Origin of the sequence: Lysinibacillus sp. 38-6 (assembly GCF_046245175.1) — a bacterium.
Lineage (GTDB): Bacteria > Bacillota > Bacilli > Bacillales_A > Planococcaceae > Lysinibacillus.
The window spans coordinates 2,996,460-3,014,435 of the sequence record NZ_CP176417.1; the positions used below are offsets into that span (position 1 = coordinate 2,996,460).

At 38.4% G+C, this 17,976-nt stretch carries 20 protein-coding genes and 1 riboswitch; of the genes, 2 read left to right on the plus strand and 18 right to left on the minus strand.

What is annotated here, in order from left to right; all coding sequences use genetic code 11:
• Nucleotides 1-193 precede the first annotated feature (193 nt).
• The 4 genes from ACKVEV_RS15295 to ACKVEV_RS15310 all read right to left on the minus strand — a co-directional run bounded on the left by ACKVEV_RS15295 (nt 194) and on the right by ACKVEV_RS15310 (nt 3,550).
• Entirely contained in the window at nt 194-1,153 is a 960-nt protein-coding gene (locus tag ACKVEV_RS15295; protein WP_409367205.1) for an ABC transporter substrate-binding protein, read from the minus strand.
• A 1-nt stretch (nt 1,154) separates the two neighbouring features.
• The gene (locus ACKVEV_RS15300; protein ID WP_409367206.1) at nt 1,155-1,697 is read right to left on the minus strand and encodes a hypothetical protein; all 543 of its coding nucleotides are present in this window, start codon (nt 1,695-1,697) and stop codon (nt 1,155-1,157) included.
• 150 nt (nt 1,698-1,847) lie between these two features.
• Nucleotides 1,848-2,059: riboswitch (cobalamin riboswitch) on the minus strand.
• Nucleotides 2,060-2,211: 152 nt separating this feature from the next.
• Nucleotides 2,212-2,757 carry a glutathione peroxidase gene (locus ACKVEV_RS15305; protein ID WP_409367207.1) on the minus strand — a complete coding sequence of 182 codons (546 nt, stop codon included), beginning with the start codon at nt 2,755-2,757 and terminating at the stop codon, nt 2,212-2,214.
• 244 nt (nt 2,758-3,001) lie between these two features.
• A complete protein-coding gene (locus ACKVEV_RS15310; RefSeq protein ID WP_409367208.1) occupies nt 3,002-3,550 on the minus strand; it encodes a hypothetical protein in 549 nt (182 codons plus the stop codon).
• A gap of 92 nt (nt 3,551-3,642) precedes the next feature.
• Here ACKVEV_RS15310 and ytvI point away from each other — a divergent pair, with 92 nt between their 5' ends.
• Nucleotides 3,643-4,701 carry a sporulation integral membrane protein YtvI gene (gene ytvI, locus ACKVEV_RS15315; protein WP_409367209.1) on the plus strand — a complete coding sequence of 353 codons (1,059 nt, stop codon included), beginning with the start codon at nt 3,643-3,645 and terminating at the stop codon, nt 4,699-4,701.
• 93 nt (nt 4,702-4,794) lie between these two features.
• Here ytvI and ACKVEV_RS15320 read toward each other — a convergent pair whose 3' ends face one another.
• From ACKVEV_RS15320 to hmpA, 13 genes are all read right to left on the minus strand, one after another.
• Nucleotides 4,795-5,958 carry an NlpC/P60 family protein gene (locus tag ACKVEV_RS15320; protein WP_409367210.1) on the minus strand — a complete coding sequence of 388 codons (1,164 nt, stop codon included), beginning with the start codon at nt 5,956-5,958 and terminating at the stop codon, nt 4,795-4,797.
• Between the two features lie 408 nt (nt 5,959-6,366).
• Complete coding sequence (locus ACKVEV_RS15325) at nt 6,367-8,352, minus strand: ABC1 kinase family protein (protein ID WP_409367211.1); 1,986 nt, start codon at nt 8,350-8,352, stop codon at nt 6,367-6,369.
• Between the two features lie 182 nt (nt 8,353-8,534).
• Complete coding sequence (locus ACKVEV_RS15330) at nt 8,535-9,485, minus strand: c-type cytochrome (RefSeq protein ID WP_409367212.1); 951 nt, start codon at nt 9,483-9,485, stop codon at nt 8,535-8,537.
• 428 nt (nt 9,486-9,913) lie between these two features.
• The gene (locus tag ACKVEV_RS15335) at nt 9,914-10,552 is read right to left on the minus strand and encodes a DsbA family protein (protein ID WP_409367213.1); all 639 of its coding nucleotides are present in this window, start codon (nt 10,550-10,552) and stop codon (nt 9,914-9,916) included.
• 10 nt (nt 10,553-10,562) lie between these two features.
• Nucleotides 10,563-11,339, minus strand: a complete 777-nt coding sequence (locus ACKVEV_RS15340; RefSeq protein WP_409367214.1) for a sulfite exporter TauE/SafE family protein — start codon at nt 11,337-11,339, stop codon at nt 10,563-10,565.
• A gap of 143 nt (nt 11,340-11,482) precedes the next feature.
• A complete protein-coding gene (locus tag ACKVEV_RS15345) occupies nt 11,483-11,710 on the minus strand; it encodes a sulfurtransferase TusA family protein (RefSeq protein WP_409367215.1) in 228 nt (75 codons plus the stop codon).
• 50 nt (nt 11,711-11,760) lie between these two features.
• On the minus strand, nt 11,761-12,888 hold the full coding sequence (locus ACKVEV_RS15350; RefSeq protein WP_409367216.1) for an MBL fold metallo-hydrolase: 1,128 nt from the start codon (nt 12,886-12,888) through the stop codon (nt 11,761-11,763).
• A gap of 83 nt (nt 12,889-12,971) precedes the next feature.
• Nucleotides 12,972-13,367, minus strand: coding sequence for a DsrE/DsrF/DrsH-like family protein (locus ACKVEV_RS15355; protein ID WP_409367217.1), 396 nt, complete (start codon nt 13,365-13,367; stop codon nt 12,972-12,974).
• A 16-nt stretch (nt 13,368-13,383) separates the two neighbouring features.
• The gene (locus ACKVEV_RS15360) at nt 13,384-13,938 is read right to left on the minus strand and encodes a sulfurtransferase TusA family protein (protein ID WP_409367218.1); all 555 of its coding nucleotides are present in this window, start codon (nt 13,936-13,938) and stop codon (nt 13,384-13,386) included.
• A gap of 81 nt (nt 13,939-14,019) precedes the next feature.
• Complete coding sequence (locus ACKVEV_RS15365) at nt 14,020-14,316, minus strand: rhodanese-like domain-containing protein (RefSeq protein ID WP_409370568.1); 297 nt, start codon at nt 14,314-14,316, stop codon at nt 14,020-14,022.
• A 12-nt stretch (nt 14,317-14,328) separates the two neighbouring features.
• Nucleotides 14,329-14,670 (minus strand): rhodanese-like domain-containing protein, encoded by a 342-nt coding sequence (locus tag ACKVEV_RS15370; protein ID WP_409367219.1) that lies wholly within the window; start codon nt 14,668-14,670, stop codon nt 14,329-14,331.
• A gap of 42 nt (nt 14,671-14,712) precedes the next feature.
• Complete coding sequence (locus ACKVEV_RS15375) at nt 14,713-14,973, minus strand: metal-sensitive transcriptional regulator (protein ID WP_409367220.1); 261 nt, start codon at nt 14,971-14,973, stop codon at nt 14,713-14,715.
• Nucleotides 14,974-15,138: 165 nt separating this feature from the next.
• Nucleotides 15,139-16,305 carry an NO-inducible flavohemoprotein gene (hmpA, locus tag ACKVEV_RS15380; RefSeq protein WP_409367221.1) on the minus strand — a complete coding sequence of 389 codons (1,167 nt, stop codon included), beginning with the start codon at nt 16,303-16,305 and terminating at the stop codon, nt 15,139-15,141.
• A gap of 194 nt (nt 16,306-16,499) precedes the next feature.
• On the opposite strand from hmpA, the gene ACKVEV_RS15385 reads away from it, so the two are divergent.
• Nucleotides 16,500-16,937 (plus strand): Rrf2 family transcriptional regulator, encoded by a 438-nt coding sequence (locus ACKVEV_RS15385; RefSeq protein ID WP_069508058.1) that lies wholly within the window; start codon nt 16,500-16,502, stop codon nt 16,935-16,937.
• A gap of 36 nt (nt 16,938-16,973) precedes the next feature.
• On the opposite strand, the gene ACKVEV_RS15390 is transcribed toward ACKVEV_RS15385, so the two are convergent.
• A complete protein-coding gene (locus tag ACKVEV_RS15390; RefSeq protein WP_409367222.1) occupies nt 16,974-17,954 on the minus strand; it encodes a GNAT family N-acetyltransferase in 981 nt (326 codons plus the stop codon).
• Between the last annotated feature and the right edge of the window lie 22 nt (nt 17,955-17,976).

The following is a 17,976-nucleotide window of genomic DNA, read 5'->3' on the forward strand; positions in this document are numbered from 1 at the left end:
CGAATCGCTGGTAAGCCCGCGTGAATCGCTGATAAAAGTCCTCAAATCGCGGGTAAGCCCGAGTGCATCGCTGATAGAAGTCCTCAAATCGCGGGTAAGCCCGAGTGCATCGCCGGTAGAATCAGCAAAAAAGTGTTAGATTGATCAACATCAATCTAACACTTTTAGTCTGCCATTGTCAGCTTGGCTTGCTTTATTTAAAAAGCTCAGGATAGACAGCTTTTGCTACCATCTCTACAGCTTCGCCAATACGAGGTCCTGGACGATTTGAAATATCTGTATCAATAAATGTTACCGCTTTGTCTTGAATAGCTGAAATAGTATTCCATCCATCACGACCAAGAATTTCTCCAACTGGATCTTCCGTATAGTTTACTGTTGTTAAAATCACTTGAGGATTTTTAGCAATGACATCTTCTTCAGCTACTTTTACCCAACCAGTTTGATCGCCAAATACATTATGGACATTCGCTGCATCTAAAATTTCTTGTTGGAAAGTACCAGCTGCAGTTGTATAAATATCTGGTTTAGGGCTAATTTCTAAGTAAACATTTTTTGGTGTTGCTACAGTTTTTACTTTTGCTTGGACATCTGCAATTTGCGCTTTAATCTCTTTGTTTAATTGCTCGCCTTTGTCTTGAACACCCATCACATCAGCAATTTGTTGAATATCTCCATAAACATCTTCAAACGATGCTGCTGATTGAATAACAAATACTTTTACACCTGCATCTTCAAGGCCTTTTAATGCATCTAGCGTCTCATCATTACCTGTGTAATAAGCTAAAACAACATCTGGTTTTAACGCAACAATTTTCTCGCTATCAAAAGTCACAGAGTCTGACACACGTTCAATTTTTTTCGCTTCTTCTGGGTACGTATCATACTCCGTTGCCCCAATTACTTTATCGCCAACACCAAGTGCAAATAGAATTTCTGTGTTACTCGGAATTAATGACACAACCGTTTTTGGCACTGCATCAAATGCTACTTCTACATCACGATCATCCGTTACTTTATAGCCAGTTTGTTCAACTTGTTGATCCTCTTTAGCTGCATCGTCTTTGTTTGCTTTATCTGCTGTACCGCATCCTGTCAATACAAGTGCTAACATTAATACAGTAAGCCATTGGAAATTTAATAGTTTCTTCACTTTATTCATTCTCCTTCTTTTTCTTCATTGGATATGATTTGCTAATAAACGGGATTTCAGCGATGCCAGCCTGCTGATTCATATAGACAGCCATCACAAAAAATACATTCGCTAATAAACCTAAGTAATCGAAAAGGATGGCCGGAACTTCCCTTTCCTCAGAAACTTTATGTAGCGCACGGTACGATTTTTTTGCCTCACTACGACATAAATGAAGCGCAGTGGCAGCCCCCGTACCTTGTGGTAACACAAAATTTTGTATTTCATCCTTAACATGACTTACATAAAAATCATAGCGCTCGCTAAGCCATGATAAATCTTCTTCCGTTACCGCTAATTTGCCACGTACCGAACCATTGACATGGTAGGCCATTGGCAAGATAGTCAATAAATCTGTCGCCACTACTTCAACGTTTTCTTCCTTTACAGCAGCCAATGCTACACCGACATGAGTTGTTAAACTATCTGTACGAATTTCAAAATCAACGGTCGATATTTTTTCACGCATGAACGGATAACAAGAGTAACGAGCATCTTTTTTCATCTGTAATCCCTACTTTCTATCATGAACATATTTTGCTTAAGGTGCATAAAAAAACGCCGCTCCCTAGGGAACGACGAAAATAGCATATATAGTGCCGCCTGACGCGACAGTCAATGTATTTGCCGTATATCCTCCTAGCTTCCGAAGAGTTTTTATACATTAAATAAAGGTCGGTCTCCTGGCTCGTACAGTTCACTACTTCTATGCAGTAGCGATATCATAATACCTTCCCATCTTAGAGCTTCCCCTTTCGACAGTGGCATATTATTATGACTTATGTACTTACAGTTGCGGAAACAGCTTCGGTTTTACACCGAATTCCCGATTATGCTAAAGTTAGCACCATTATTCTGCAAGAATTATTCACTTGATTAGCAGTTTATCATAGATTGATTTGAAAAAGTAGTTGTGAGATTGTGGAATATTCGAAAATATTTATACAAAACTGAGCACTATTTCTACATAGTGACCAGCTATTTGTTACTATAGCTGAAAAATTCTGACTCAAAAACTACTATAAAATTTTTTCAATAGCTTGCTCAATATCTAATTGTGAATCCGTTGGTTCAAAGCGCTCAACGGTATTACCTTGATTGTCTACTAAAAATTTTGTAAAGTTCCAACGAATATTACGTCCATCTAAAAAGCTAGGCGCTATCTGGATAATGGCTTCAGCTAACATCTTTTCTTGCATGTTTGCTTTACCGAATTCACGAAAATCTACTTCATGCTTTAAATAGTTGAATAAAGGATGTGTACCTTCACCATTCACCTGCACTAATTCAAAAATCGGGAAAGTTACGCCATAGTTAATTTGACAAAGTTGTGTTGTTTTCACACCATCTTCTGGATTTTGTTCTCCAAACTGATTACAAGGGAAGCCTAAAACAACGAAATTATCCTTGCCATATTTATCGTACATTTTTTGCAAGTCCTCAAATTGATATGTAAAATCACATTGGTTGGCGGTATTGACGATTAACATTGTCTTGCCACGATACGTCTCCATAGATAAAATTTCCCCATTTGGCTTTTCCACTAAATAATTATAAATGCCCATTTTCTCAACCCTTTCTAAAAATTATGTTTAGTACCAACTAGAACCATCGATTTAAAAGATTTAATTTAAAAATGGCTCTATTGCTCGCACTTTGCCCAAAAGTAAGCAGGCGAATTGTTCCGCCACAAAACAGTATATTAGACCTAAACGCGAGTGAATCAATACTCCTGTTTTTTATTATAAACAATCTCGCTTTTTTCTTCAAAATAACACACTTAGGCATAAAAATAGCCATCTCGCTACTTTAACGGATGGCTGTCTTATATTTCTTTTTGCATTTCATATCCTGTTCTTCTTCAATTAACCTCTTTGCGATATCTAGAAGATTTTGATCATTGGTAGCATCAAACAACTTCTTGAATGAAATAATGATATCATAACGAATTAATGTATATTGCTTTTCATCGATACAAGTTTGAAACCTTTTCGCTAAATAAGACACAATTAAATCTCTTTGCACTTGACCAGCAAGACCTATTTGCCAAATTGCTTGTAGTGCTTGCCTTGCTGTTACAAACTTTTCATCATACGTCACTGCCCATATTTTTAAAAAATCATCTAGAACACGTTCTTCCGGGTCACTTTTTGCTGCTAAAGCACATAAAAACTGTGCTGCCCGTGCGCGAGCATGTCCATTGTTATATGTAAGGGCTTTGATAAGCTGTTCCCAAACTGCATATGTCCAATCTACTGGTTCTTGCATAATTTTTATTAATCTTCTGTACGACTCGTTTTCAATCTCACGGTCACGCTCTGCTAAATTACTAAAAAGTTGCAAAATCTCTTTTTCCATATTTATCCCTACCTTCATTCTTCCACAACGTTTTTAAATTTTAAATTTAATATGTTACACTGTTCTTAAATTAATGATAAAAAGGAGAGCCTATGAATAGATTTATAACTCGAAAGTTGATTATACGAACGCTAGCGATTATATGCCTACTAATAGCCGCATACTTTATCATACCAGTTTCTGTACCAATTATTTTGGCAGGTGTTTCTGCTCTTTTATTAGAACCCATTGTCATGTTTTTTAAACGGAAATGGAAAATGTCTCGAAAAATAGCTGTTGCCTTTATATACATAGTAAGCGTTATTTTTATTTCTATTATTTGTTACTTTACTATTACGCAACTAATGTCGCAAATTATTTCCATCTCCAAGCAAACACCTTACTATATTTCTAAGCTATCTGAAATGTGGGATCATATGCAAGAGAATATTTCAAAATATACGGAAGACTTTCCAGCTGAAGTGAGTGCTTCACTTCAAAAAACGACAACCGACTTCGTAAAGAAAGTTGAAGAGTCTTTTTTAAACTTCTTTAATTATACCAAAGTTACGACCTTCTTTTCACAAATTCCTAGCCTCTTTATAAGTCTTCTCGTTTATATGATTGCTCTATTTCTATTTATGCTAGATTTACCTAAATTAAAACATATAACGTACAAATATTTAAAGCCTTCAACTGAAAAGAAAATGAAAATTATTACGAATCGTTTAAAAGATGCATTTTTTGGTTTTATGAAGGCACAAATCCTTGTAAGTTTTATTATAGCAGGCGTTACCCTTATCGGTTTGCTGCTGATTCAACCAAAATATGCGTTAGCAATGACCTTTGTTATTTGGATTATTGACGTTATCCCGTTTCTCGGCTCTATTATTGTTTTAGCGCCTTGGGGCACATACCACCTACTGATGGGTAATACGCCAATAGCCATTAAGCTCTTTGTGCTTGCAGCTATTTTATTAATAATTCGCCGAACTGTCGAGCCTAAAGTAATGGGGGCACATATCGGTTTACCCCCTTTGCCGACATTAATCGCGATGTTTGTCGGTCTTCAATTATTTGGGATCCTTGGCTTGTTTGCAGGGCCGTTTGTTATCATCTTCCTCTTTGCCTTAAAAGAAACTGGGATTATCAAATTTAATTTTAAAATTTAATACTAAAATAGCACCCATTATCCATGATAATGGGTGCTATTTTAAATTTATATTTAACTTTTCTGCAAGTTACATCGTCTAATGTTTAAAGGCTTATTGAATGCGTCCGAAGCCTACTAAATATTGGTTCCACCAATCAAGTGATTCAATGACTACACCTTTATTTTGAGCATCAATCATTGTGTTATTACCAAGGTAAATACCAACATGCGCTACGCCTGAGCCATAGCTGAAGAATACTAAGTCACCAACACGTGCTTCACTTGCTGAAATACGTTTAGTTGCTAAATATTGTTGTGATGCTGTACGTGGTAATGATACGCCAGCTTGTTTGTAAGACCATTGTACAAGACCTGAACAGTCAAATCCTGTTGTAGGATTGCTTCCACCCCATACATAAGCACGGCCTAAAAATTGCTTCGCTGTAGAAATCGCATCACCTGAAGATGCAGTACCTGCACCAGATCCAACTACGATTGGTTGTGGTTTGCTACCACTGTTGTTTTTGTTGCCGTTATTGTTAGTGCTGTTGTTATTGTTCACATTTACGACTGGTCTAGCTGATTGAAGTGCACGTAAACGAGCCGCTTCTTCTTCAGCAGCTTTACGCTCAGCCTCTAAACGTTCTTCTTCTTTTTTCGTTGCAATTTGTGCCTTTAATGCAAGTGATTTCGCTTGGTTTTCAGCCTTTTTCACTTCCATTTCGCTTTCCTTTTGTTGAAGCTCTTGGAATTGCTTTTGAAGTTCTTTTTGTTTTTCATCTAAAGTTGCTTTTTGTTGTTCTAATTTCGCTTTATCTGCTTCTTGTTGATTTACTAGCTCTTGGTCAGCATCCATTAATGTTTTTACCGCTACGACACGGTCCATTAAATCTGCAAAACTCTTTGCTTCTAAAACAACGCTTAAGTATACGCCTACTGTGTTATCTTGTGCTTGATAGGCTGCCATACGCTCACTTAAAATTGTTGAACGTTGCTCGATACGTTTTTCTGTTTCAACAATACCTGCATCTACTTCTTTTATATCTGCTTGTACTTGGTTAAATACTTTAACTTTTGCATCGATATCTTGTTGCAGTTGCTCTAACTCTTTATCTAATTTCTTTACTTCTGCATCAATTTTTGCTTTTTTATCTATCATTTGCTGAGATGTTTCCTCAGCGTGTGCTTCGATTGGTTGAACTGTATTAAATAATAGGCCGCCTGCAAGTGCTAAAGCTAGCACCATCGATTTACGCCATTTATTACGCTTACCCATGAGACTTTCATTTCCCTTCATCTATCAATTTCGCTCTTTATTTCCTTATGTAAATACTTGAACGATCAAATTAAATTTTTATGTTTTTATTAGCCTTTTAAAGTTTAGCATTATTGCCGTAACTTTTATACTATTTCACGCCGTTTTAATAGTTTAGTAAAACTCGAAATATAATTGTAACATTCGCTGAAATACGACATAATTCTACAAAATGCTTACATACCGCTACAAAATACTACAAATATCTCTAAATAGCACTTAGCGCCACTGCTATTTGTAATCTTTTTGTAATATAAAAAAGGTAGGAGATTTATCCCCTACCTACAAAGTATAGACAAACAGAGCGATTTAAACGACCTCCGTTGATGCCGGCTTCAGCAGATGCTCCGCGCGGAAAGCCTCGCTTTGTTACCTCATGGAGCGTAAAGCTTGAATCGATAGTCGTACTAATAATATTGCACATAAAAACAACCCTAAATAAGCGGCAGTATTGAGATATACTGCATACGGTTCATGTATAAATTGAGATATAGCTAACAGTGCAACAGAGATAATGCCAAATGTTATGCCGACAAGTAATAAGACGAAGCGTGCAAAAAGCTGAGTAATGAAACGTGCATTATGTTCATCTGAAAAAATATCGTGATGTAATATAATTTTTCCACTTTCTACCCTTTGAATGAGCTGATCGATACGTCTTGGCATTTTTCGTAAAGTTGGAATGAGCATCGACAATTCTTCTTGTACTCGTTCTTTTGTCGCTAGGGGTTCTTTAAATGGCTTTAAAAACGCTGCTCTCATATAAGATGCAGAAAAATCCTTTGCTTCTGTAAAAATATCAAATTGAGGATCAATTACCCGTAACGTCCCATCTAATGTTACTAATGACCGTAGTGCTAAACCAACAGAAGGATAGAATGTTAGGCCAAAGTCTCTTACAACCGTAAACAACGAATGGATTAACTCTTCAGTTGGAATACGATCAACGTAGGAGATTTTCAGTAGCATTTGATCCATTGCCTGCTCTACTCTTGCACGTTCTGCCTGATCCCTATTTTCTACTAATAGCATTAAACCGTCGTATAAAATACCGGCATCATTTTGCTGAATACCTAATAAAAATAGCTTTAATCCCTCTTGCTGCGTAGTTCCTAGCCGTCCAACAGCTCCGAAATCGAGGAGAATTGGCACCCCATCTGCCTCATCGATATAAATATTTCCTGGGTGCGGGTCCGCATGGAATATACCTGAAAATAACATTTGTTCAAAAAATGAATACAAAATTGTTCTAGCAAATTGTCTACGATCAATATTTAATCGTCTAAATTCAGAAGATCCTTCTGCGACGCTTGTACCACGAACATATTCCATAACAATAATGTCTTCATCACAAAACGCTGTATATATTTTAGGAATGCGCACTTTATAATCACTTTTAGCAAGCGCATTTGTAACTTGTAATGTATTGCGTACTTCAATATCTAAATGAATTTCTTCTCGTAAGCCATCTGCAAAGGCCCCTGCTAATTCACGGAAGCCTAACGATTCTGCCCATGTAGACTTGTTGGAAAACCAACTCGCAAATTCCTCTAAAATATCAAGGTCATCACGCATTATCCCCTTTACTTCAGGACGCAGTAGTTTCACGACGACTTCTTCGTAATTTTTTAGTCGCGCTTTATGTACTTGTCCTATAGAAGCTGCCGCCAATGGCTCCATTTGAAAGTTAAGAAATACATCCTCTACAGGCATTGGGAGTGAGTACTCTAAAATCTTTGTCACTTGATCAGGCGGCAATGGTTTCACACTTTGCTGTAAATGCTTTAACTCATCGATAATCGTTGGAGAAAATAATTCTTTGCGCGTCGATAGCACTTGCCCGAATTTGATGAATATGCCTCCGCATTGCTCTAATGTTGTGCGTAAAGCAATAGCAAGCTCCTTCTCATTTTCTCGTTGTCGCGCGTATTTAATCGTTTGCACGATACCATTTGTCACGGCTATTTTTAGCACCTGACGTAATCTCTTTTGCTGACGCCAATAGCTACGTAATCTTATGAGAACAGTTTTTTGCCCATTTCGTCGCTCTCCGCCTTTCATCCCTATCGGATCAAACAGTTCAAATACGAGATACAAGAGCATGGAGATTAATAGCATACTACCTATCCAAATAAGCGTGCTTACCTCAGTAACCGTTTGCACCATCGTCTCCGATAAAAAATCTCGATGACGCAAATAGGAATACCAATACACGAAGGACGTCAGCGTAACACTAATGACAACAGATAGTACTCTGCGTACAAAATTGATATTTGAACCTATTAAACGACCACTAACAAAATAAATAATACCTGCAACAAAAATGATTTGAATAAATAACTTCAAGTAAACCAACAAGCGCCACCTCCCGTTGTTTTTCCTAATACTGTTAGTATAACAAATTCATGTACTAACTTTCTTATACTAGCTATTAAGTAAGCAATACAGTACTAACAACGCAAAAATCCACGGAAGGATTCTTCGTGGATTTTTACACTAGCAATATTCAGAATTGTTTCAGTGCCTGGCACTTATTTTTAATTCGTAGATAGTACTTGTTCCCAGTCAATCGTGCCATTTTTCACTTGGTCGCGCTTCTCTTTGTCCATTAAATCGTTAGGGCGACCACCTTTTGGCCAATCTTTATCATGGTTGGCCCACTCCGGACGATCTTGCGATAATATAAAGGCTGCTAAGTCGGCAGCGTCTTGATCTGTTAGTGTACCACCTGCCCCAACTGGCATATTGTTTTGAATGTAACCAGCCATTTTGGACATGCGAGCCATGCCTGCTCCATCATTAAAGGAATTATCGCCCCATAATGCTGGACCTGTGTTAGCACCCGTACCAGAACCATCTGCAGCATGACAAGCGATACAAGATTGTGCGTAAAGTTTTTCACCGTTTGCTACATCTGGCACAGGTATGTTTTTCATATTGCTTGTGCCTGCCCATTCACGCTCTGCTCCAATCGGCACTCCTTGTGAGATGTAAGCAAAATAGGCAACCATCGCTTCTAACTCATCGCTATTCATGTCAAATTTTTTGCCGTTCATACTTCGCACCATACAGCCATTAATTCGTTCTTCAATCGTTACAATGCCGCCTGAACGTGCGATATATTGTGGGTAGTTAGCCATCACGCCAACTAAAGATGAAGCTTGTTCATCATAACCCGCACCTGCATGGCAGCTTGTGCATGATAACTGATTTCCTACATATTCATCCGCAGCTACGTGCGTATTATTTACAAGCTCATAACCATATAAAATAGCATCTTTCATCGGTCCATCAGGGACTTCTTCGATGCTCGGTGGCGCGTAGACAACTTGTTGCGCAGCTGCCGTCGTCGGTATTTGTGTCTGCACCGCGGCTTCCTGCGTCTCACCATTAGCATCACCTAATATTTTATCACTGATTGCTGCTCCAACAAAAAGTGTAGCGGCTAATAAGACTGTGCCTGCTATACCAGTAGCAATTTTCTTCATTACCAATACCCCCTTTGACTGTTAATTTTATTCTAGCAAGATAATAAATGGGATGATGTGACTTTTCTCACACTTCACAGTTTTAGAACCATAAAGACGATAAATATGTAATTATTTTACAAATATTTTTGTTCTACAACAGTAGAAACAATCCTTAATACCCGTTGAAGTACTATGTTTTTTCTGCTAAACCAAGTGCTTTTTATATACAATTCCACTACTAACGGGAAAAATTGACTCTTTAACACGTTAAAACCCACTTCGTCTCCCTGCGGACAAAATGTAAGCAGCAGCCCATGCTGTGAGGGCTGTATCTTCTACATCTGTGCTGTTCCCATGGGAGACTACGTGGGTTTTTACTTTGATATTCAACATGTTTCACTGTCAAAATTCAGAATTGTTTCAGTGCCTGGCACTCACTTTGGCACTCACTTTATTTCTGCTGCTTGGTGTAATGTGCGCACGAATACTTCATTCGGCTCAGCGCCTTTAATGCCGTAACGATTGTTAAAGACGAAGAACGGCACGCTTTGAACGCCAATCTGTTGGGCATCATAGCGATCCTTATCCAATTCTTCGATAAAAGCTTCGGCATTGCTCAACACTTCTTTTGCTTTCGCTACGTCTAAGTTTAATTTTTCAATCACAGCTAATAAAACAGCCTCATCATTTAAATCTTTACCATCTATAAAATAGGCAGCCATTAAAGCTTCCGTATAAGCTGCTTCTTTCGCAAATTGTTTCGTCCATTTTGCTAAGCGATGGGCTTTTTCAGTGTGCACTTTTTTCATAGCGGAAAAATTATAGGCTAGTCCAACCTCTTTAGCACGTTCCAGAATGCCAGCAGTCATATTTTCAGCCTGTTCTAATGTCACCTTGTGATGTGCCATGAAATATTCATAATAACGTTGACCAACTTCTTTGGATGCGTCCGAATCAATTTGAAACGCTTTAAATTCGATTTCTACTTGATCTGTATAGCCAGCTTCTGTTATCGCACGCTCTAATTCCTTTTTCCCTATATAACAAAATGGACATGAGAAATCCGAAAACACTTCAATTTTCATTGTTTCCCCCCTATAAAATATTAATCCAAATTTTCACCGCAGTTACTAAAATTAGCGTCGCTAATATTCCTTGCAGTACTTTTGTATTCAAACTTTTCCCTGCTTTTGCCCCTAATGGCGCCGCAATTAAACTAGCAACAATCATAATGGCTGCTGGATAATACTCGACTTGGCCCGTTATGAGCTTTCCTGTTGTTCCGCCGACAGAAGAGATCAACGTAATGGCTAAACTTGTAGCAATTGTCATTCGTGTTGGTATTTTTAATACAACAAGCATTATCGGTACAAGCAGGAAGCCACCAGCTGCCCCTACAATACCAGAACCAATACCGACGATAAATGCTAAAACTACAGCAAGCAGCTTATTGAATGTCACTTCATTCATCGGCTTATCATCTATTTGCTTTTTAGGAATAAACATCATAACGGCCGCAATAAGCGCTAATATCCCATAAACAATGTTAACGCCGGCCTCTGATAAATATTGCGAACTAAAACTGCCGACAAAGCTACCAGCTAAAATAGCACCACCCATGTAAAGGATAAGCGCTTTATTTAAATAGCCATCTTTACGATATGCCCATACACCCGCAATCGACGCAAACAATACTTCTACAGCACTAATACCTGATACTTCATGGGCTGTAAAGGCAGTAAATCCGAGTAATGGGGGAATATACAAGAGCATAGGGTATTTAATAATGGCTCCACCAATACCGATCATTCCTGACACAAAAGAACCGACAAAGCCGATTAAAAATATTGTTATAATCCACGTTATGTCCATCTCATTTTCCTTCTTTCGAGTCTTTTACACTTTAGCGCTATATCATTTATAGTAGTTAACCAACCGTACAACGCTTATTCTAATATAATTTTTAGAATGATGTGAAAAGGTGAGCGCCCTTACTTGAACGCCCACCCTTCACATTACGCTTTTTGAATAAAAAATGTAATGACGCCCGCTTCTTCCGATTGATGTAAAATCGTATGACCCCCTACATTTGTCCATGCAGGAATGTCCGCTAGAGCCCCTTTATCTGTTACTTGCACTTCTAAAACTTCTCCCGAAGCTAATGTATCCATCGCCTTTTTCGTTTTCACGATTGGCATTGGGCAAGATAAACCTTTTGCATCTAATTGTAAGTTTGCGTTCATGATAATCTCCTTTTAAATTGTGTGAGAATTGTGTGAGTGCCTGGCACCGCCTATCTGACTGCGCAGCGGTTTGGGCCGATTTCCATTTCTGTTTGTTCCTCTAAAGCAGGTGTGATTTTCCCCATATTCACCTGACGAATTTCTTGATAGGCATTTGGTTGTGGCGGTAAATTATCTGTGACAACGCTGCGGAATGCTCCATCATCCTCAATATTTAAGCCATGATTTTCCGCAAATAACTCCCCTAGACGTTTGGCTACAGTTCCATCTTCATTTAGCTCATCGATCATCATAAAATGCGCAGGTAGCACAATTAAATCATCCGATAATTGACGGTAACGTTGATAAAGCGTTTCGCGTAAATCTCCTACCCAATCCTCTGCCAGTCCTGCTAAATCAGGGCGACCAATCGAATCAATAAATAAAATGTCGCCTGTTAATAAATATTGGTTATCTACCACAAAGGACGTCGAGCCAATTGTATGTCCTGGTGAATAAAGGGCACCTACATCAATTTTCGATGTACCAATTTGCACAGTTGTACCATCAACTAAAGGCGTATAATCAAAGACAACCTCTTCTGCATCTTTCGGCGGCAAATAGTAGGTTGCGCCTGTTGCAGCTGCGATATGGCGACCACCTGAAATATGGTCGGCGTGCAAATGCGTATCAAAGACATGTTTAATTTTTACGTTTTTCTCTTTTGCAAAGTTTATAAATACATCCGTAAAGCGTACTGCGTCAATAATGGCCGCTCCCCCTTCGGAAATAACCATATAAGATAGACAGCCTTTCCCTAAACGAACGAACTGGTATAACTCGCCCCCACCTGTTAAATCACCAACTTTAATCGGTTCTAAATACTCGCTCCAAGTCTTCATGCCACCCGCTAAATATGCAACCGAACGACCAGCATCTGATAGCATTTCAGCCACCATCATTGAAGAACCTTCCTTGGCACAAACGACTAATACATCTTTATCCGTTGGGATGCTAGGTAAAATTTCTTCAACGCCATCTAATAGCTCAAAATACGGAATATTAAGGTAGTCAAATTTATGCCCTTCAATTTTCCAATCTACAAATGCCTCTGTATTACGTACATCTAAAATAAATAATTCTTTGTTATCAATTACTTTTTTCGCTACATCCGCAGCGCTCCATTTTAACACTGTCACTTTCTTACCCCCCAAGGTATTAGTTTCGTTATTTTTTTAGCGGAAAGGTCATCCCTCTCCGCTTATCAATTGCTACCTAAAAATTAAAACGTTAAGGATGGCGCTGCATCTTTAGCAAACTCTAAAAATGTGACAGCTCCTCCAACCTCAATACCGTCTACAAAATCTTCTACTGTTAAGCCCATGACATCCATCGTCATTTGACACGCAATAAATTTAACACCTAACTCTTGTGCCATTTCTACTAATTGCGGAATTGCAGGTACATTCGCTTTTGCAAAACCTTCTGCAAAGTGTTCTGCTCCAGCAGGCATTGGTAAAGCATGCATGCCTTGCTTATGAATTAAATTTAATCCTTCGAAAGTGAAAAAGATCGCTACTTCCTTATCAGAAGCCGCCGCTGCTGTTGCGATATTGAACACCTTATACGCATCAAAAAGACCACCGTTACTTGCAATAATTGCTACTTTGTTTGACATAATTAATTCCTCCAATTTAAATAGTTTTTATTAATTCGCCTGTCCAAGACGTCATGCCTGGTAGGACGTTAAATACTTTTGTAAAGCCATTGGCCACAAGCTGTTGTGCTGCTAAATCGCTGCGTGAGCCTGTGCGACAGATGACATAAATCTCTCTTTCTTTATCTAGTTCCGAAAGACGTGCTTCAAGCTCACCCAATGGAATAGATTTAGCACCTTCAATATGACCGAAAGCAAACTCTGCTTCCTCGCGCACATCAAGAATTAAGCCACTTCTACCTGCAATTTGCTCCAAGTCAATTGTGGACTCAAATACTTTTTCATTGTCGACATCCTGTGCACATTTACGAATGTAATGCTTAAGCACCGCATCCACTTCTGTTGTTCCAATATATTGATGCCCCACTGATGCAGCCCACGCAGCGATATCCGCCTTTGAGCCTTTATCTGTAGCTGATACTTCTAAAATTTGACCATCCACTAATTGCGCCATTGCCTTTTTCGTTTTGACGATTGGCATTGGACACGACAGCCCTTTCGCATCTAGCTGAAAATCCGCTTTAATAGTCATAATTTCCTCCTTATACTCATAGGGGTATTATTTTAAGTAAAAAAATATAGAAGGGCATTGCTTAACCCTCACAACAGTTTTTTACTGTACTTCACCTTCCCACGCTAGCATGCCACCAACCATATTCGTCACATCGAAGCCTTGGCTTTCTAAAAATTGCGTAGCACGACCACTGCGAGCACCTGATCGGCAAACGATAATATACGGTTCATTTTTATTTAACTCATGCATACGAAACTCAAGCAAGCCTAGCGGCATATGAATAACTCCAGGAATATGACCTTCCTGCACTTCTTCTACTTCACGTACATCGATCAACTTTAAAGTTTGACCTTGTGCTAAAGCTTCTTGCACTTCTTTTGCTAATATTTCTTTCATCATTGTTTCCTCCTAATAAGCACTCATACCACCACGGACATTTGTTACACGCGCATAGCCTAATTTTTTCAATTGCTTACATGCCTGACTACTGCGCATTCCACTTTGACAAATGACAACGATCTCTTTGTCCTTCGGTAATTGATTAAATCCAGAGCCAAGTGGGATATTTTTAAACTGTGGAATATTGCGACCTTTATATTCAGCCGGTGTTCGCACATCTATAAATACTTTATCTTTATCATTCAACACATGTTTTAATTGTGCTGTCGATATGGATTGTACCCCTTTCGTCGGCATCATACGCCATGCTAAAAAGCCGACAACCAACACAATCAGAATCCATGTTTCCAAAGAACATCTCCTCCTACCATATACTATAAAGGGTATAACAAACTATCTGCTTTTCACCACTAAATCCATTGCTTCCTGGATGGCACTATTCATTTTTTCTGAATCACCATCAGCAGTCGTTACACAATCTAACAAGTTTTCACTGACGATAACACCTATTGTCCGATCAACTGCAGAACGTACGGCAGATAGCTGTGTAATCACATCTTTACAGTTTTGCCCTTGCTCCATCATGCGCAAAATTCCACGCAATTGGCCTTCCATACGCTTTACTCGATTGGCTGTTTTAACATCGTACGTCATGTTGTGCACGCCTCCTTTCGAATTTAGTTATGCCCTCGCTTACGTGTTTTATAATATACCCCTATAGGTATAATGTCAACTGTAAAGATTTTATTAGCTCTTTCCATAAAAAAACTCTGTTACAAGTGCGTAAAGCGCCACTTATAACAGAGTTCATACACCTATTTAGTTTGCTAATTGCATAAACGGACCAAAGAATTCATAGTGAATTTTGTCATCTTTCACACCAAGATCATGGAGATGTTTAATAACTGCTTCCATAAAGCCGATTGGTCCACAAATATAAACATCCGTATCGCCAGTAACTTGTTCAGCCAAGATTTCTTTTGTCAGCAACTGATTATCATCAGAATAAAGCGCCGTATACGATGCATTCGGCAGAACATTTACTTTCGCTTGAATGTCATCACTGAACGCTACTACTTTCTCATTACGAGCACATTGAATGAAATGAACTTCATTTTCTGCATTATCTTTTAAAGATTGTAGCATACTGTTTAATGGTGTTACGCCAATACCGCCGCTGACAAATGTGATTGGAGCTGTTGACTCATGCAGAACAAATAGTCCTGCTGGTACACTTACATCTACTAAATCGCCTACTTGTAACACATCATGAAGGAAAGTAGATACCTTTCCATTCGGCGTATGCTCACTTTCACGTTTTACTGAAATACGGTAACCGTCCTCTGCACTTGCTTGTGAAACCGTATATTGGCGGTTCAATAAATATTCTTCACCAGGTACTTTCACACGGATACTAATATATTGACCAGGCTCGTACGCTGGTAGTGGTGAGCCATCTTCATTGACAAAATAAATAGAAGTAACAAGTTCACTCTCAACTTCTTTTTTCGCCACTTTTAATGGTTTAAACATGCGCCATCCACCATTATTTTCAGCTTTTTGATAGAGCTCTTCTTCTACTTGAATGAATACATCTGCAATTACACCATATGCCTCAGCCCAAGCATTAATAATATCATCTGTCGCTGCATCACCTAAAACTTCTTTAATTGCCTTTAATAAAAACTCACCGACGATTGGGTAATGCTCTGGTAAGATTCCTAAACTACGGTGTTTATGGGAAATTAACATCACTGCCGGTAAAATGGCTTCTAAATTTTCAATATGAACGGCCGCTGCATACACTGTATTCGCTAGCGCAGTTTGTTGTCGACCTTTTTCTTGGTTTGTGTGGTTAAAAATATTCAATAATTCTGGATGAGCTTCAAACAAATTTTTATAGAACGTCTTCGTAATTTCTACCCCATGAACTTCTAATACGGGTACTGTTGCTTTAATAATTTGTACTGTTTCTTGTTTTAACATATCGCATACCATCCTTTCGTGATTCCACTATAACGCTTTCATTTTTTTAAAGCAATATTTTAAATACATCTTTAACAAAATAGACATATTTGATGTATTTTAAATACATCTTTTAAAAAAAGTACTGAATTACAATAATTTGTTGGAGAAATGCTATAATTATAGTAGTGATCTATAGAAAGTAGGGTGTTCCAATGCGTTTAACTTTATACACGGATTACTCCCTTCGGACACTCATTTATCTAGGAGCGAAAGAAGAGGGGCAACTCTCAACCATTCAAGAAATTTCAGATGCCTATAATATATCAAAAAACCATTTAATGAAGGTGACACACCAATTAGGGCTACTTGGTTACATCGAAACTATCCGAGGCAGGGGTGGCGGTATCCGTTTAGCAATTGATCCAAAATCCATTACGATTGGCGAAATCGTGCGCCATACAGAAGAAGATTTTCACCTTGTTGAATGCTTCGACAAAGAAAATAACTTATGTAAAATTGCGCCTGAATGCCAGTTGAAAGGTGTACTATATGAAGCCTTGCAAGCATATATGGCTGTACTTGACCGCTATTCCCTTGATGACTTTTTACATTCAAAGGAGAAATTAATGGCTTTATTATTCGGCAAATAAAAATACCCGCTCAACAATTGTTGAACGGGTATTTTTTTATAATGCTTTTGAAAATACAATCATATCCAATGCACGTATACCATTTTCATAAATCGGTTGCGGATAGTTACTGAAAAAATCTTTTTCTATTGCTTCCATACGAAAACCTGATTTTTGATAAAAAGCAATGTTATCGATACTTGAATTGGCTGTTCCTACTAAAAGATTGTTAAAACCTTGTGATTTACAGATAACGAACATTTTGTTCAACGCTTCCTTACCGATACCTTTACCTTGGTAAGCTTGCACAACGGCTATATTTTTCAGTTCAATTATCTCTTCAGACTGTGCGATAAGCAATGCGACACCGGCTAAAGTTTCGCCACATTTTATCGCATATAAATCACCGTCATTCATATATTGGCGAACGGCAACTTCACTTTCATCCCCTAGTAAAAGATAGGGCAAATAGCTTTCACGAGCACCTTCTACTTTTTCTATAGCTGTATGATATCGAACAAAATCCTCGCGTTCAAAAACATTTAATACACACGGTTGCTTCTCTTTCATTTCTAACCAAGAATGCTCTTGCGGAAAATCCTTCTCTACACCTAAACGGATAAAAGGCAACTTTTCTTGCGCTTTTTGTGAGCGAATATTAATTTTTCGAGCTCCGGCAAAAACTCGTTCAAGCCCTAAATCAAAAAAAGCGATTTCTAAAATGGCTCTTTTCGCTTCCTCATTGTAGCCTTGTCCCCAAAACTCGTAGCCAAGCCAAGACCCAATATGACAATTTTTATTTTCATGATCTATATACATCAATGCTGTTACACCAATAAGTCGACCTTCCTCATTTAGCACAACACGAGGAACAGTTTTTCCCGCTTCCTCATCAACACATTCACGTTTTATAAAGTTAATGGTATCTTCTACTTTCCCAGCAGGTAACCCAAGCGCATCCCGAACCTCAGGCATTGAAGACAATGCGTGCATTGCTTCAGCGTATTTTAAGTCATGCTTCACTAAAGTTACTGCCATACACTTTTCCCCTTTTTACGTA

Excerpts from the sequence above, each read along its gene's own strand:
- ACKVEV_RS15305 (WP_409367207.1), bottom strand. The coding sequence starts at position 2,757 with ATGGGCATTTATAATTATTTAGTGGAAAAGCCAAATGGGGAAATTTTA.
- ACKVEV_RS15385 (WP_069508058.1), top strand. The coding sequence starts at position 16,500 with ATGCGTTTAACTTTATACACGGATTACTCCCTTCGGACACTCATTTAT.
- ACKVEV_RS15375 (WP_409367220.1), bottom strand. The coding sequence starts at position 14,973 with ATGACGTACGATGTTAAAACAGCCAATCGAGTAAAGCGTATGGAAGGC.
- ACKVEV_RS15365 (WP_409370568.1), bottom strand. The coding sequence starts at position 14,316 with ATGAAAGAAATATTAGCAAAAGAAGTGCAAGAAGCTTTAGCACAAGGT.
- ACKVEV_RS15335 (WP_409367213.1), bottom strand. The coding sequence starts at position 10,552 with ATGAAAATTGAAGTGTTTTCGGATTTCTCATGTCCATTTTGTTATATA.
- ACKVEV_RS15360 (WP_409367218.1), bottom strand. The coding sequence starts at position 13,938 with ATGACTATTAAAGCGGATTTTCAGCTAGATGCGAAAGGGCTGTCGTGT.
- ytvI (WP_409367209.1), top strand. The coding sequence starts at position 3,643 with ATGAATAGATTTATAACTCGAAAGTTGATTATACGAACGCTAGCGATT.
- ACKVEV_RS15390 (WP_409367222.1), bottom strand. The coding sequence starts at position 17,954 with ATGGCAGTAACTTTAGTGAAGCATGACTTAAAATACGCTGAAGCAATG.
- ACKVEV_RS15330 (WP_409367212.1), bottom strand. The coding sequence starts at position 9,485 with ATGAAGAAAATTGCTACTGGTATAGCAGGCACAGTCTTATTAGCCGCT.
- ACKVEV_RS15345 (WP_409367215.1), bottom strand. The coding sequence starts at position 11,710 with ATGAACGCAAACTTACAATTAGATGCAAAAGGTTTATCTTGCCCAATG.
- ACKVEV_RS15355 (WP_409367217.1), bottom strand. The coding sequence starts at position 13,367 with ATGTCAAACAAAGTAGCAATTATTGCAAGTAACGGTGGTCTTTTTGAT.
- ACKVEV_RS15300 (WP_409367206.1), bottom strand. The coding sequence starts at position 1,697 with ATGAAAAAAGATGCTCGTTACTCTTGTTATCCGTTCATGCGTGAAAAA.
- hmpA (WP_409367221.1), bottom strand. The coding sequence starts at position 16,305 with ATGTTAAAACAAGAAACAGTACAAATTATTAAAGCAACAGTACCCGTA.
- ACKVEV_RS15320 (WP_409367210.1), bottom strand. The coding sequence starts at position 5,958 with ATGGGTAAGCGTAATAAATGGCGTAAATCGATGGTGCTAGCTTTAGCA.
- ACKVEV_RS15340 (WP_409367214.1), bottom strand. The coding sequence starts at position 11,339 with ATGGACATAACGTGGATTATAACAATATTTTTAATCGGCTTTGTCGGT.
- ACKVEV_RS15310 (WP_409367208.1), bottom strand. The coding sequence starts at position 3,550 with ATGGAAAAAGAGATTTTGCAACTTTTTAGTAATTTAGCAGAGCGTGAC.